We start from the raw sequence: 15,797 nt of genomic DNA, 5'->3' as shown, positions 1-15,797 counted from the left end.
AATTATTCTTTAATTCTTTCTTTGTAAGAGCCTTTTTCGGTTTCTACTCGAATCTTATCCCCTTCATTGATAAAAAGTGGCACCATAACTTCTGCACCAGTCTCTACTACAGCTGGTTTTGTAGCGTTGGTAGCCGTATTACCTTTAACTCCCGGCTCTGTACTTGCGACTTCCAGAATTACACTTGCCGGCATATCTACAGATAAAGGCATTTGATCTTCAGAATTGATAATCACGGTTACTACTTCTCCCTCTTTCAAAAGGTCAGGAGCATCCAACGTAGACTTTTGCAGAGTAATTTGATTGTAATCCTCTGTATTCATAAAGTGATACGTATCTCCCTCGGCATATAAAAATTGAAATTTGTGAGTTTCAACTCGTACATCATCAATTTTGTGTCCAGCAGAAAATGTATTATCTATTACTTTTCCAGACGTAACACTTTTGAGCTTAGTCCTTACAAACGCAGGACCTTTTCCCGGCTTCACATGTAAAAACTCTATTACTTTATAAATATCATGATTATATTTGATACATAATCCATTTCTTATATCACTTGTACTTGCCATGCTGCTTGTCTTCTAAATTATAATTTTTTCTATTACTTAGTTCGAAAAATAACCTTTCATTATTCCTCTTTGAGAATTCTTAATAAATTCTAATACCTCATCACGTTCTGGTGTAGCTTCCATCTCTGCTTCAATTATTGCTACCGCTTGCGTATTATTATAGTTACGTTGATATAAAATTCGGTATATGTTCTGAATTTCTCTAATCTTTTCGGTTGAAAATCCTCTGCGACGTAAACCGATACTGTTGATTCCAACATACGACAAGGGCTCCCTACCTGCTTTTACGTATGGTGGCACATCTTTACGAACTAAAGAACCACCGGTTACAAATGCATGATTTCCTATACTACAAAACTGCTGAACAGCAGCCATGCCTGCTAACACCACATCGTTGCCTACATTAATATGACCGGCAAGGGTACTGTTATTGGAGAAAATACAGTTATCTCCAATGATACAATCGTGTGCAATATGACAATAAGCCATAATCCAACAATTCTTACCGATTTTAGTTTTCATCCTATCAGTAGTTCCTCTGTTGATAGTCACACACTCTCTAATGGTTGTATTATCACCAATTTCGGTTACTGTATCTTCATCATTGAATTTTTTATCCTGTGGAATAGCGGAAATTACAGCTCCAGGAAAAATACTACAATTCTTCCCGATACGTGCACCTTCCATAATGGTTACATTAGAGCCGATCCAAGTTCCTTCTCCAATGACTACGTTGCCATGAATAGTTGTAAATGGCTCGATAACAACATTCTTTGCTATTTTTGCTCCGGGATGAACATATGCTAAAGGTTGATTCATTTATTTATTATTTGGATTTTACGATTTGCGCCATCAATTCTGCTTCGGTTACAAGTTTATCATTTGCATAGGCAAATGCTTGCATATGACAAATACCTCTTCGTATTGGCGTAATCAATTCTAATTTAAATATTAAAGTATCTCCTGGTAAAACTTGTTGTTTAAACTTAACCTTATCAATTTTCATAAAGTAAGTGAGATAATTTTCTGGATCAGGTACAGTACTCAACGCTAATATACCACCTGTTTGAGCCATCGCTTCTACTTGCAGAACTCCGGGCATCACAGGTGCTCCCGGAAAATGACCTACAAAAAACGGTTCGTTCATTGTAACATTCTTTAGTCCGACGACATGCTTATCTGACATTTCAAGAATTCTGTCTATCAATAAAAATGGAGGTCTGTGCGGAAGCATTTCCATAATTTTATTGATATTCATCAGAGGCTCTTTAGTAAGATCGAAATGCGGAACTTTATTACGCTTTTCAATTTTAATAATTTTAGCCATTTTTTTTGCAAACTGAGTATTGACATAATGACCCGGTTTGTTTGCGATTATTTTTCCACGAATACGGGTTCCTATCAATGCTAGATCACCTATTACATCGAGTAATTTATGACGTGCTGCTTCGTTAGGATAATGTAAAGTCAAGTTATCAAGAATACCATTTGGTTTGATAGCTATAGAATCTTTGCCGAAAGCTACTTTTAGCTTTTCCATCGTATCCGGTTTCAATTCTTTATCTACATACACGATAGCATTGTTAAGATCCCCACCTTTAATTAACCCATGTTCTAATAACATTTCCAATTCGTGAAGAAAACTGAAAGTTCTTGCATCAGCTATCTCAGTTTTAAATTCTGACAGATGTTTCAGCGAAGCATTTTGGGTTCCAAGTACCTTTGTTCCAAAATCCACCATCGTAGTAATCTGATACTCATCTGATGGCATTACAATTATTTCGCTTCCAGACTCCTCATCCGTATAAGAAATAACGTCTTTTACTATATATTCATCACGGGGTGCTTCAAGCTCTATAATACCGGCTTTTTCGAGAGCTTCGATAAAATATTTACTTGATCCATCCATTATTGGAGGTTCAGATGCATTGAGCTCTATCAACAAGTTATCGATCTCAAGCCCTACGCATGCTGCCAATACATGCTCTGAGGTTTGTATACTTACTCCGTTTTTTTCAAGGTTAGTCCCTCGTTGCGTGTTCACCACATAATTGGCATCGGCTTCTATAATCGGGCTCCCCTCAAGGTCGACACGACAAAAAGCATAGCCGTGATTAGCTGGTGCTGGTTTGAAGGTTAGTTTAACTTCTTTACCGGTATGAAGACCCACTCCTGTAAGCTCCACTTCCTTTTCTATAGTTCTTTGTTTACTTACAACGGCATTACTCATTGCTATCTGTCTTTTTCTCTAGTTCGTAAATTCTATCAACAATCTTTGGCAAATTTTTAAAATGTACATAGGATTTATTAAAATCCCCATATGCCAACGCCGGTGAACCTTGTATTACTTCACCTTCTTTTATATTTCTACCAATTCCTGATTGCGCTTGTATTCTAACATTATCTCCAATAGTAAGATGACCAGCAATTCCCACTTGTCCGCCAATAAGACAAAATTTGCCAATTTTGGTGGATCCAGCAATTCCGGTTTGAGCAGCTATTGCGGTATGCTCTCCAATTTCAACATTATGCGCTATTTGAATTTGATTATCCATTTTAACCCCTCTACGTATAATAGTAGATCCTAATGTTGCTCTATCAATCGAAGTTCCTGCTCCAACATCTACGTTATCTTCTATGATAACATTTCCTGTTTGAGGGACTTTACTATACTCCCCCTTCTCATTGGGCACAAAACCAAAGCCATCAGCACCAATAATAACTCCACTATGAATTACACAGTTCGTTCCTATTTTTGTCTCTGAATATATTTTGGCTCCTGCAAAAACAACGACATTATCTCCCAAAGTAACATTATCTCCAATGTATACATTTGGATAGATCTTAGCATTTTTACCAATAACAACATTCTCTCCCAAATATGCAAAAGCACCTAAATAAATATTCTCTCCATACTTGGCAGTTCCAGAAATAAAGACCGGTTGTTCTACACCAACCTTATTCATCTTTACCATATTATAATACTCCAAAAGTTGCGAGAAAGCCTTATAAGCGTCCTCTACCCGTATAAGAGTTGTAGAAATCTCAGACTCTGCTTCAAAATTTTTATCTACAATTGTTATGGATGCATCTGTAGAATAAATATATTGAGTATATTTTGGATTGGACAAAAAAGTCAACGACCCCTTCGTACCTTCTTCAATTTTGGCAAGTTTGGATACCTCTACAGTTTCATCGCCTTCGATTTCACCGTTTAGAATTCCTGCAATTTGTGTTGCTGTAAAAATCATTCTAGCAAAAGTATAAAAAATGTGTTAATTCTGACCTTTTGGGTAACATATAAAATATTTGTCCACCGGTTTTGATAGTGCCTTTAGATTAAATTGATCCGTAGCCTTCACTATATCAACTATCTTACCTGTTTTTAACAAAATATTAATATTCTGTTTATTTTGATTATACGCTTGATTAGAAATTTTTCCGGTAAAGACAAAATATTGTGCTTCTTTTTCAGATATCCCAAACTTTTGTTCAATATTGGTGGTTAATTTTTCAATTTTCTCTAATTTAAACGGTTTTTTCTTAATTTTTATTTTTAATAGATCGCGATTTAGCAACATAGTCGATAACTTTGACAACACAAAATCATCGCAAGTGGTCCATGCTTTCATTGCTGCTACGATATCATAATCGTCTAACTTTGCAAATAAGCTCAACACCTCACTCGTAAAATTTTCTTCTTTTATTGTGTGTTGCAGGAAAAAAGTTAGTGCATTACTAGCCGGCAACGTACAACCTTCTTCAACTAACTCGTTGGCCCGCTTAAGTACCCTGATTAATAAATTTTCTGCTACCAGACTGGTTTTATGCAAATATACCTGCCAGTACATTAATCTTCGAGAAAGTAGAAATTTTTCAACAGAATAAATACCTTTTTCCTCAACCACGAGTTCATCCTCGACAACCGTCAACATGGTGATTATGCGTTCACTATTAATATTCCCTTCCGAAACACCTGTATAAAAACTATCTCGCTTTAAATAATCCAGGCGATCCATATCTAATTGACCCGAGATTAACTGATGCAAAAAGTTACGATGATATTCTCCCTTAAAAATTCGGATTGCCAACGTTAAACTCCCGTTAAATTCTGAATTAATTTCTTCCATGAATTTAAGAGAAATAGCCTCATGACTGATACCATTTACGATGCTATGCTCCATTGCATGAGAGAATGGACCATGTCCAATATCATGTAATAAAATTGCGATATACAATGCTTGTTCCTCTTCGTCAGAAATAGCAACTCCTTTAAAACGAAGTACTCGCACTGCTTTTTGCATTAGAAACATGCACCCTAGGGCATGATGCAATCTTGTATGATGTGCCCCGGGATACACAAGATAGGATAGTCCCATTTGTGAAATCCTTCGTAATCTTTGAAAAAACTTATGCTCTATTAAATCAAAAATTAGTTCATTTGGGAGCGTAATAAATCCGTAAATTGGATCGTTTAATATTTTAAGCTTATTTCTCTTCTTCAAATTCCATATCTTTTGTGGATGACAAATATACTGATTAGCTTCAAAGTAACGAGCTATACATGAGGTTTGTATTTTAGGATTGAGAAAAGAAGAATGAGAGCTATTTAAATAAAAAAAAGACACACAATGAATACAATTAAAATACTTTGGGTAGATGATGAAATTGACTTGTTAAAACCACATATCCTTTTTTTGGAGAAAAAGAACTATGAAGTTACCAAATGTCAAAGTGGAACCGAAGCACTCGAAATCTTAGATGACAGTCAGTTTGACATTGTCTTTTTGGACGAGAACATGCCTGGTCTTTCAGGTATAGAAACCCTCGCCGAGATTAAAGAAAAAAACGATAGCTTGCCTGTGGTAATGATTACCAAAAGTGAGGAAGAATACATTATGGAAGAGGCGATCGGAAGCAAAATTGCAGATTATCTTATTAAGCCTGTTAACCCTAATCAAATTCTGTTAAGTCTCAAAAAGAACTTGGACCATTCCCGGCTAATTTCAGAAAAAACCACTTCCAATTACCAACAGGAATTTAGAAAAATTGCAATGGATATGGCTATGGTCAATAGCTATGAAGGATGGGCAGAATTATATCAACGACTACTCTATTGGGAGTTGCAACTAGAAAACATTGAGGACACCGGCATGTTTGAAATCTTAGAGTCTCAAAAGACGGAAGCCAATTCTCAATTCTGCAAATTTGTAGATAAAAATTATCCAGAATGGTTTGATGGTAGTAACCAAGCTCCTATAATGTCTCATACGCTTTTCAAAGAAAAAGTAGTCCCTGAGCTTAGCAAGGAGCAACCTACTTTATTGATAGTAATTGATAATTTACGGTTTGATCAATGGAAATCCTTTGAGCCTATAGTAAACAACTATTATAAAAAAGAGCAAGAAAGCTCTTACTATAGCATATTACCTACAGCCACTCAATATGCTCGAAACGCTATATTCTCAGGACTTATGCCATCAGATATGGAAAAGCTACACCCTGACTTATGGCTCAATGATACGGATGAGGGAGGGAAAAATATGAATGAGAATGAATTTTTAGAACGTCAACTAAAAAGATTAGGCCTCACTATCAAACACGAGTATTATAAAATTACAAACGAGAAATCTGGAAGGACGCTAGCCGAAAATTTTAAAGGATTAAAGGACAACGATCTTACTGTAGTTGTTTACAACTTTGTGGATATGCTCTCGCACAGTAAAACCGAACTTGAGGTGATCAAAGAACTAGCTTCTAACGATAAATCATATAGGTCCCTAACTCAAAGCTGGTTCAAAAACTCTCCGCTTTTGGAAATGATTCAACAAGCTCAGCAACTTGGATTTAAATTATTGATAACCACTGATCACGGAACAATTAATGTAAAGAACCCCTCCAAAGTGATCGGAGATAAAAATACTAGCTTAAACCTACGATACAAAACAGGAAAAAGCCTAACCTATGAAGATAAAGAAGTGCTAGCAGCTACGGACCCAAAAAAAATACATTTACCTGCAATTAATATGAGTAGCTCATTTATTTTTGCAAAAGGAGATTATTTTTTCGCATATCCAAACAACTATAATCACTATGTAGGTTACTACAGGAACACCTATCAACATGGGGGAGTTTCACTGGAAGAAATGATTATTCCTTTTGTAGTTCTTAAGCCGAGATAAGTAACTAGTTAATGTGATCGTTTATGACCTTTGAATATACCTTAGACACTATTGACGAAGTAGCACATCAAATTTTGAACAATGCTTCTTCAAAAATTTTCTTGTTCGATGCGCCTATGGGCGCGGGTAAAACAACATTAATTAAGGAATTATGTAAACAACTTGGTGTCAAAGATACCATCTCTAGCCCAACCTATTCTCTCGTAAATGAATATCAGGGAACGCAGGGCAAAATTTATCATTTTGATTTATATCGTCTTGAGAATACAAATGAAATTTTAGATTCTGGCTTAGATGACTACCTATATGAGGATGCTTTTGTTTTTATCGAGTGGCCGGAAAAAATGCAAGAGTTTTTACCAAATAATTACCACAATTTGAGGGTAGAAATACAAAAAAACGGACTTAGAGTATTAAAAATTAGTTAAGATAAAGTTAAAAATATAGTGATATCAAAATTTAACTAATATATGTTTTTTCCTACGTGATAAAACTTATATCTTTAAAAACCCTTTTTACTTGTATTTTAACGAAATAAAACATTGTTTTAACAGAACTTCCTGTTAAAATTAACGTTTTTTAGTAGAAAAATATACTTTTAAAACGGGCGCAAAGATACTTAAAAATTCTCAAAGCTTGATAATATCATTTCTTATACGTTTGTGTAATAATTTTTAAAACCTAAGAGATGAAGATTACAACAATTATTTTTAGTTTATTTTTTGCTGCTAGCGCCTATACATTTTATACTATAGGTGATCGTATTGACAATCCCAACCCCACACAAAATGATTCCAACCAGCAAAGAACCATCCAATCAGTTGAGAAATCAAAAATCAAGATACCTACTAACGGGTAGTATCGCGGTCATTCTCATCTCGTTTACTCCATACATTTTCTATCTGTACCAAAGTTTGCCGGATGGAGATGTATGGGAAACGTTTTTATTTACTTACAAAAGTCCATACTATCAAAATGTAGGCGTTTTTGGCTGGATGATTATGGGTAAGTTTATACCCATAATCCTTTTACTTATCTGGTTTTTTACATGCAGACACTGGTGGTATCTTGTAATCCTCATTCCCCTTAGCATGTACATTTTACAACTTATTTCTGTAATTAGGGACGATATATCAAATGTTGATGAGGTTGAAATATTTTATATTGCTCCCTTTATCATTATAATATTAGCATTGCTATATGCTATTCGAGTTAAAGTCTTCGACAAAATCCATAATATTGACATTAGTGAAATGGATTCCTTATTGCCTCGTGACCGGAAGCGCTGGTGGAATAAATTCAGATAAATAAATTTTGTAAAAAAGTTTTACTGCCTATCTACCAATAATCTCTGCAATGATATTTGCTTTATTTCCTTTTTTATTCTTAATTTGAAGCATACAACATCACACAAATGAGCAGACCCACATCCCCTTTCACTCGAGAACAGTTGATTCCACAGGAAGAAATGATCGAGGTAGAGCGAAAACAAGGTAAATTATTTATCGGAATTCCCAAGGAAACACACTATCAAGAGAAAAGAGTCTGTCTTACTCCAGATGCAGTCGCCGCATTAACAGCACATGGTCATCGTGTACTTATCGAAGCAAACGCAGGATTAAGTGCCAGCTTTACAGATAAGGAATACAGTGAAGCCGGTGCCGAAATAACTAATGATAAAAGTAAAGTTTTTGGATGCCCTATCGTATTGAAGGTAGAACCACCATCCTCTGAAGAACTTAAACATTTTAATCCTCAAACCGTACTTATATCGGCCTTACAACTTAAAACACAGTGCAAAGAATATTTTCAAGAACTGGCAAAAAAGAGAATAACCGCAATAGGATTTGAGTTTATTAGAGATGCTGACGGAGCATATCCGGCCGTGAGAGCGCTTAGCGAAATTGCAGGAACATCTGCCGTACTCATCGCGTCAGAATTAATGAGTAGTGCCATAAAGGGAAGTGGACTCATGATGGGCAATATTAGTGGTGTTCCTCCTGTAGAGGTTGTGATCATTGGAGCAGGTACCGTTGGAGAATTTGCAGCGCGTTCTGCTATTGGTCTTGGAGCCAATGTTAAGGTTTTTGATAACTCCATTACAAAATTACGGTGTCTGCAAACACATATAGGCCGTCCTTTATACACCTCGACTATTCAACCAAAAAATTTAATGAAAGCTTTACGTCGTTGTGATGTCGTAATTGGTGCCGTGCGAGGTAAAAACCGCTCTCCAATAATTGTTACCGAAGAAATGGTAGAACGCATGAAAACCGGCGCAGTTGTGATTGATGTGAGTATAGACATGGGCGGGTGTTTTGAAACCAGCGAGGTTACTTCTCATGATCATCCAACCTTTGAAAAACATGGTGTAACCCACTATTGTGTACCAAACATTCCTTCGCGGTTTGCTAAAACATCTTCGCTCTCCATTAGTAACATATTCACCCCGTATTTACTACAAATCGGTGATGCAGGAGGCATCGAAAACGCAGTAAGATTTGACAGGGGACTCAAAAATGGACTATATTTTTATCATGGAATTTTAACCAGCAAACCCGTTGCCGAATGGTTTGATCTCTCTTACAGAGACATTAATTTACTAATATTGTAATTAGATCCAATACTAAATTTCAATAAAAGATCGTCTTGTTAATTCTTTAGCACCTTAAAAACTTTCCCTACTTTTGACCTCAATTATTTATTTTGAAAAATGAAGTTAGTCCATCGGATTGGGTATTATTTAGGGGGTTTTACTATTGGTTTGATTTTGTTAGCCTTTTTTTTGGGAGGTAAACGTACTTCTTGTGATTATAGTCCAAATGCCCGAGTGCTCAAAAATATAAGAATCAAAGATCGTGTTTTTTCTCAAGAAGCTATAAAACAAATGCAGGTGATGCGCCTTGATACTTCAGATATTTCGACCATTTTGGTCGAGGGAAATGTGGATTTTTCGTCAAGTACTACAAAACTTGATTCCTGTAATATTTATAACATACAAGGAGAAACAAAAGCACAAGAAATCGTAATAAAAGTAAAAAATTGCGATAGCATTGCTACGATACAGAACGTATCTAAATAAACTAGCTTACTTGTTTTTATCTTTTAAGATCCAAGTTATACTTTACAAGTAATCCCGGTAATCCATCTGTTATAAACTTTGCTTTAGTCAACACATTATTTTCTGGGTCAATAATATAATTGCGAGCTGTTGTAAAATCAGTTTTTTTTGCAACGGTATTCTCAAAAATTGCATTTTTCAAATCACAAGCATCAAAAACTACTTGAGAGATATTGGCATTTGTAAAAACACTCCCGAGTAAGCTACAGTCCTTAAAAATTGTAGTTTTGATGCTATAATTTGAAAAATTAGAATAATCCAACTGACAGGACTCAAAAGTTGCTGAGAATAAAAACGAATTGCATTTATCAAATGAAAATCCCAACATCTTACATTCGTTAAAAGAAGCTTCTTGAAACGAGGTTTGTTTTAGCTGAACTGAAGTAAAATTACAAGTCACAAATTCACAGCTCAAAAAAGAAACTCCGGCAAAATCGACTTCAGTAAAATTACAATTCTTGAAGACACAGGAATCGTATTCTTTGCTTTCTAATTTTGAAGCAGAATAATCTTTATTTTCAAATAATTGATCTATAATCAAAATACCTTCTTTTTACAATTTTCTTCTTTTCCTTTCTTGAGACAGCAAGTTTAGTTCTCTACTGGTTTGACCTGCAACCGATGTATTCTCTTCTGCTCTACGTATTAAATATGGCATTACATCACGCACTGGTCCAAATGGAAGGTACTTTGCCACGTTATAACCTTCGTTAGCCAAATTAAAGCTAATATGATCACTCATCCCATAAAGTTGTCCTAACCACACTTTTGGATCATTTTTATCTATTCCCAAATTTTCCATAATACTCAAAGCCAGGTAACTACTTCTTTCATTGTGTGTTCCTATGAAAACCGCTATGTCCTCATTGTGTTCCAATATGTATTGCAACGCTAAGTTGAAGTTTGTATCTGTCGCTTCTTTACTCTCGCAAATTGGCGATGAATATCCTTTTTCTTCGGCACGTTCAATTTCTTTTTCCATATATGCCCCGCGCACGATCTTCATCCCTATTTTAAATCCGTAAGCTTTTGACTCTTCATGTAACTTTAATAAGTATTCAAAACGATCATGGCGATATAATTGTAAGGTGTTATATACAATAGCTTTTTCTTTATTAAATTTTCGCATCATCACCCCTACAAGCTCATCTGCAGCATCTTGCATCCAACTTTCCTCTCCATCAATCAGCAGTGCGATATCGCAATCGTATGCCTTCTGACAAACTTTTTCAAATCGAGCAACGATCCTCTCCCACTCCTGCTCTTCCTTTTCGGTTAATGCCGTACCTTCTGTCTTTTTTTGCCAAATCAAAAATCTTCCAAATCCAGTAGGTTTAAATACAGCAAAGGGAACGGCATCTTTCTCATCAGCAAAATCAATGATTTTGAGAATCTTATCTAAGGTAGCATCAAAATGCTTTTCTTCTTCTTTTCCCTCCACAGAATAATCCAATACCGATGCCACTCCTTTTTCATACATACTATCGATAACGTTCACACAATCTTCTTCATTAACGCCTCCGCAAAAATGATCAAAAACAGTTGCTCTAATCAACTTTTTTACGGGCAAGTGTGCCTTCAACGCAAAATTTGTCATGGCTGTTCCAATACGCACCAAAGGTTCGTTAGCGATCATCTTGAATAAAAAGTAAGCTCGCTCAAGTTCTGAATCACTTTTTAGTGCAAAAGCAACTTTGGTATTCTCAAAAAGTGTAGTGATATTCTTCATTACAATAGAAAATTCTAAAAATAAATAGTAATTTTTTATGAATAACCAAATTAAAACACTTTTTATAAATGGTTATTACAATTCGTGCAAATATATTCTAAATCAAAATAATTATTATTATTTCTCCTTAATTTCGTTACATAAATAATTCTTTTTATGACACCCATAGTTTCCAAAGATTCCGTCGTCTATTTTAACACCTCAGGATACGATGCAATAAATCAATATCTAAACAAAAACAAGCCTTCCAAAATTTTTATATTAGTTGATACCAATTCGCAGGAATTCTGCTTGGCAACCTTTTTAACTTTTCTACAAACAGAACTATCAATTGAGGTTATCGAAATTGAAGCTGGTGAAATCAATAAAACGATTGATACCTGCACGGGCGTTTGGAACGCTTTGTCCGAATTGGGGGCTGACCGAAAGAGTTTACTAATAAATCTTGGAGGTGGGGTTGTTACAGATCTGGGCGGTTTTGTTGCCTGCACGTACAAAAGGGGAATCTCTTTCATTAATGTACCTACCACACTACTCGCTATGGTGGATGCCTCTGTAGGTGGCAAAACCGGTGTGGATTTAGGCAATCTAAAGAATATGGTAGGTGTTATTAGTGAGTCAGAAATGGTAGTGATAGATAGCAACTATTTACAAACACTTCCTGCAAATCAAATGCGTAGCGGGTTGGCAGAAATGTTGAAGCATGGTCTTATACAGGATCTAGGCTATTGGCAAAAGCTGTCGGATTTATCGCAACTCTCGTCTAATGATCTAGAGAATCTAATATACGAGTCTGTCGTGATTAAAAATAACATCGTAATCCAAGATCCTACCGAACAAGGTATTCGTAAATATCTAAACTACGGGCACACCTTAGGCCATGCGATTGAATCCTTTTATCTTACACATCCTCAAAAAGAAACGCTGTTACATGGAGAAGCTATTGCCATAGGCATGATTATGGAGGCATATTTATCTACAAAATGTTTAACTTTATCCTCCACTGCTCTGGAAGAGATTTCTAAAATTATACTTACAACCTTCCCTAAAATATCCATAGATTCATCTCATCATGATGCTATCCTTTCTTTATTAATTCATGATAAAAAAAATGAAAACGATACCGTATATTTCGTGCTTTTAGAAGCTATTGGAAAAGCAGCTTTTAACTGCACGGTGGATGAAGCGTTACTTAAAGAAGCTTTTGAGTATTATAAAAATTTAAAATACGCTTAACCATGCTAAAACTAATTATAACACCGCTTTAACACAACACAAACTTCGGGTATTTTACAATAACACAACAAATACCTACATTTGCAATCTTGGTTTAAAATTTATGGTGGTTTCAGAAGATAATATAGAAGTACTTGGTGCTCGTGTGCATAATTTAAAAAATATCGACGTATCAATACCTCGAGAAAAGCTAGTAGTGATCACGGGGTTATCGGGATCCGGTAAATCTTCATTAGCTTTTGACACAATTTATGCCGAGGGTCAAAGACGCTATATCGAGACTTTCTCGGCCTATGCCCGTCAGTTTCTTGGCGGTTTGGAGCGTCCTGATGTAGACAAAATCGATGGCCTCTCACCTGTTATCGCCATTGAGCAAAAAACGACTAGTAAAAGTCCGCGTAGTACTGTGGGAACCATTACCGAAATCTACGATTTTTTACGATTGTTATTCTCTCGTGCAAGCGATGCTTACAGTTACAACACGGGCGAAAAAATGGTAAGCTACAGCGATGAGCAGATACGAGATTTGATCATACAGGATTTTGAAGGAAAAAAAATAAACATTTTGGCCCCGGTCATACGATCTCGTAAAGGGCATTATCGCGAACTATTTGAACAAATAGGTAAGCAGGGTTTTGTAAAAGTGAGAACGGATGGTGAGATTGTTGATATTACAAAAGGGTTAAAACTTGATCGCTACAAAGTTCATGATATAGAGATTGTCATAGATCGTTTAAAAATTACTGACCAACAGGACAATTCTAAACGTTTAATGGAAACCATCAATACAGCCATGTATCATGGAGATGATGTGCTCATGGTGATAGAAGAAGGATCTGATGAAGCTCGTTATTTTAGTCGTAGTTTAATGTGTCCCACATCTGGAATATCATATCCAAATCCTGAGCCTAACAACTTTTCATTTAATTCACCAAAAGGCGCTTGTCCAAAATGTAACGGTATCGGTAGCTTATACGAAGTGAATATTAAAAAAATTATTCCCGATAACTCAAAATCAATTAAAAGTGGTGGACTAAGTCCTCATGGACCACAAAAAAATAATTGGATATTTAAGCAATTGGATTTAATAGCTAAGCGATTTGATTTTAAACTTTCAGATCCAATAGCTAATATTCCCGACGATGCTTTGCAAATGATTCTTTATGGAGGTAAAGATTCATTCACAGTAGACAGCAGTACCCTGGGAGTATCGAGAGCTTATAAAATAGATTTTGAAGGTGTTGCAACATTTATTGAAAACACCTATAACGCTAATGATTCAACATCGTTAAAGCGCTGGGCAAAGGAGTATATGGACAATATAAAATGTCCTGAATGTGAAGGCACACGCCTACGCAAAGAATCATTATATTTTAAAGTTAATAAAAAAAACATCGCGCAGCTTGCACATATGGACATCATTGAGCTTGCTGATTGGTTTAGCTCGCTTCCAAAACATCTAAGTAATAAGCAAGCTACCATTGCTGAAGAAATCTTAAAAGAAATAAACGCGAGATTACAATTCTTAATTGATGTTGGACTTACCTACCTTTCTCTTAATAGAAGTAGTAAGTCATTATCTGGTGGTGAAGCACAACGTATAAGATTAGCAACACAAATAGGATCACAGCTTGTCGGTGTACTTTACATTCTTGATGAGCCAAGTATTGGATTGCATCAAAGAGATAACGAAAAGCTGATAAACTCATTAATACAATTAAGAGATATTGGAAATTCGGTGATCGTTGTCGAACACGATAAGGATATGATCGAGCGCGCAGATCACGTGATTGATATCGGCCCAAGAGCAGGTAAACATGGAGGAGAAATCATAAGTGAAGGTACTCCTGCGGAGTTGCTAACACATGACACCCTTACCGCTGATTACCTAAGCGGTAAAAAGGAAATCGCCATTCCGCAGAAACGAAGAAAAGGAAATGGTAAGAAAATCTCCCTGAAAGGAGCTACGGGCAATAATTTGAAGAATGTTTCTATCGAAATACCTCTGGGTAAAATGATTGCAGTGACAGGTGTTTCAGGAAGTGGTAAGTCCACACTAATTAATGAAACCCTCTATCCTATTCTTAATGCTTACTATTTTAACGGTGTTAAGGAACCTATGCCGTATAAAAGCATCACAGGATTAAAAAATCTGGATAAGGTCATTGATATCAACCAATCCCCAATTGGAAGAACACCGCGCTCCAACCCTGCAACGTATACAGGCGTCTTTTCAGAAATACGTTCCTTATTTGCAAAAACCCCCGAAGCAATGATTCGAGGGTACAAACCCGGTAGGTTTAGCTTCAATGTTACGGGCGGAAGATGCGAAACGTGTAAAGGAGGTGGCTTACGGGTCATTGAAATGAATTTTCTGCCAGATGTTTATGTAGAATGTGAAACCTGTCAGGGTAAACGCTTTAACAGAGAAACTTTAGAGATTCGTTATAAGGGTAAATCAATAGCAGATGTGTTGGGAATGACTATCAACGAAGCTTGTCATTTCTTCGAACATATTCCAAAAATATTCAGAAAACTAAAAACTATACAGAATGTTGGCTTAGGATATATTACCTTGGGGCAGCAATCAACCACACTATCCGGTGGAGAGGCACAGCGAATTAAATTAGCTTCAGAGCTTTCAAAACGTGATACAGGTAATACTTTTTATATTCTTGATGAGCCTACAACCGGACTACATTTTGAGGATATCCGTGTCCTCATGGACGTACTTAATAAACTGGTAGACAAGGGGAACACAGTACTAATTATAGAACATAATCTTGATGTAGTAAAAACAGCAGATTACATCATTGATATCGGATATGAAGGAGGTAAAAATGGCGGCGAAGTTGTTGCCAAAGGTACACCTGAACAAATTATAAAAGACAAAAAAAGCTATACCGCAAAATTTTTGAAAAAGGAATTTGAGATTAAAACACTATCAACCAACTAATCAA

Annotated in this window: 14 protein-coding genes; 7 read left to right on the top strand and 7 right to left on the bottom strand. The window is 35.9% G+C overall.

Annotation, left to right across the window (positions count from 1 at the left end):
• Positions 1 to 2: 2 nt before the first annotated feature.
• The 5 genes from efp to BD809_RS05885 are packed head-to-tail and all read right to left on the bottom strand — an operon-like array spanning position 3 to position 5,074.
• Complete coding sequence (efp, locus tag BD809_RS05905) at positions 3 to 569, bottom strand: elongation factor P (RefSeq protein ID WP_148782044.1); 567 nt, start codon at positions 567 to 569, stop codon at positions 3 to 5.
• Positions 570 to 605: 36 nt separating this feature from the next.
• Positions 606 to 1,388, bottom strand: coding sequence for an acyl-ACP--UDP-N-acetylglucosamine O-acyltransferase (gene lpxA / locus BD809_RS05900; RefSeq protein ID WP_148782043.1), 783 nt, complete (start codon positions 1,386 to 1,388; stop codon positions 606 to 608).
• 7 nt (positions 1,389 to 1,395) lie between these two features.
• Entirely contained in the window at positions 1,396 to 2,799 is a 1,404-nt protein-coding gene (locus BD809_RS05895) for a bifunctional UDP-3-O-[3-hydroxymyristoyl] N-acetylglucosamine deacetylase/3-hydroxyacyl-ACP dehydratase (RefSeq protein WP_148782042.1), read from the bottom strand.
• Positions 2,792 to 3,820: a UDP-3-O-(3-hydroxymyristoyl)glucosamine N-acyltransferase gene (gene lpxD / locus BD809_RS05890; RefSeq protein WP_148782041.1), complete on the bottom strand. Its 1,029-nt coding sequence runs from the start codon at positions 3,818 to 3,820 to the stop codon at positions 2,792 to 2,794. Before lpxD ends, BD809_RS05895 begins: the two co-directional genes overlap by 8 nt.
• A gap of 24 nt (positions 3,821 to 3,844) precedes the next feature.
• Entirely contained in the window at positions 3,845 to 5,074 is a 1,230-nt protein-coding gene (locus tag BD809_RS05885) for an HD domain-containing protein (protein ID WP_148782040.1), read from the bottom strand.
• Positions 5,075 to 5,200: 126 nt separating this feature from the next.
• Here BD809_RS05885 and porX point away from each other — a divergent pair, with 126 nt between their 5' ends.
• From porX to BD809_RS05860, 5 genes are all read left to right on the top strand, one after another.
• The gene (gene porX / locus BD809_RS05880; protein WP_148782039.1) at positions 5,201 to 6,751 is read left to right on the top strand and encodes a T9SS response regulator signal transducer PorX; all 1,551 of its coding nucleotides are present in this window, start codon (positions 5,201 to 5,203) and stop codon (positions 6,749 to 6,751) included.
• 23 nt (positions 6,752 to 6,774) lie between these two features.
• Positions 6,775 to 7,179, top strand: a complete 405-nt coding sequence (gene tsaE / locus BD809_RS05875; RefSeq protein WP_148782038.1) for a tRNA (adenosine(37)-N6)-threonylcarbamoyltransferase complex ATPase subunit type 1 TsaE — start codon at positions 6,775 to 6,777, stop codon at positions 7,177 to 7,179.
• Between the two features lie 360 nt (positions 7,180 to 7,539).
• Positions 7,540 to 8,058: a hypothetical protein gene (locus tag BD809_RS05870; RefSeq protein ID WP_148782037.1), complete on the top strand. Its 519-nt coding sequence runs from the start codon at positions 7,540 to 7,542 to the stop codon at positions 8,056 to 8,058.
• A gap of 107 nt (positions 8,059 to 8,165) precedes the next feature.
• Entirely contained in the window at positions 8,166 to 9,365 is a 1,200-nt protein-coding gene (locus tag BD809_RS05865) for an alanine dehydrogenase (protein WP_148782036.1), read from the top strand.
• A 99-nt stretch (positions 9,366 to 9,464) separates the two neighbouring features.
• On the top strand, positions 9,465 to 9,833 hold the full coding sequence (locus BD809_RS05860) for a DUF4258 domain-containing protein (RefSeq protein ID WP_148782035.1): 369 nt from the start codon (positions 9,465 to 9,467) through the stop codon (positions 9,831 to 9,833).
• Between the two features lie 16 nt (positions 9,834 to 9,849).
• Here BD809_RS05860 and BD809_RS05855 read toward each other — a convergent pair whose 3' ends face one another.
• Both BD809_RS05855 and BD809_RS05850 read right to left on the bottom strand, forming a co-directional pair.
• A complete protein-coding gene (locus BD809_RS05855) occupies positions 9,850 to 10,413 on the bottom strand; it encodes a pentapeptide repeat-containing protein (protein ID WP_148782034.1) in 564 nt (187 codons plus the stop codon).
• Between the two features lie 12 nt (positions 10,414 to 10,425).
• Positions 10,426 to 11,601 (bottom strand): proline dehydrogenase family protein, encoded by a 1,176-nt coding sequence (locus BD809_RS05850; RefSeq protein ID WP_394348845.1) that lies wholly within the window; start codon positions 11,599 to 11,601, stop codon positions 10,426 to 10,428.
• 156 nt (positions 11,602 to 11,757) lie between these two features.
• Between BD809_RS05850 and aroB the strand changes: the two genes are divergently transcribed.
• Together aroB and uvrA are read left to right on the top strand one after the other, a co-directional pair.
• Complete coding sequence (gene aroB, locus BD809_RS05845) at positions 11,758 to 12,837, top strand: 3-dehydroquinate synthase (protein ID WP_148782033.1); 1,080 nt, start codon at positions 11,758 to 11,760, stop codon at positions 12,835 to 12,837.
• Between the two features lie 103 nt (positions 12,838 to 12,940).
• Positions 12,941 to 15,793, top strand: coding sequence for an excinuclease ABC subunit UvrA (gene uvrA, locus BD809_RS05840; protein ID WP_148782032.1), 2,853 nt, complete (start codon positions 12,941 to 12,943; stop codon positions 15,791 to 15,793).
• Positions 15,794 to 15,797: the final 4 nt, after the last annotated feature.

Source organism: Aquimarina intermedia (genome assembly GCF_008124785.1).
GTDB classification, from domain to species: domain Bacteria; phylum Bacteroidota; class Bacteroidia; order Flavobacteriales; family Flavobacteriaceae; genus Aquimarina; species Aquimarina intermedia.
This window is presented reverse-complemented; position numbering and strand designations above follow the sequence as displayed.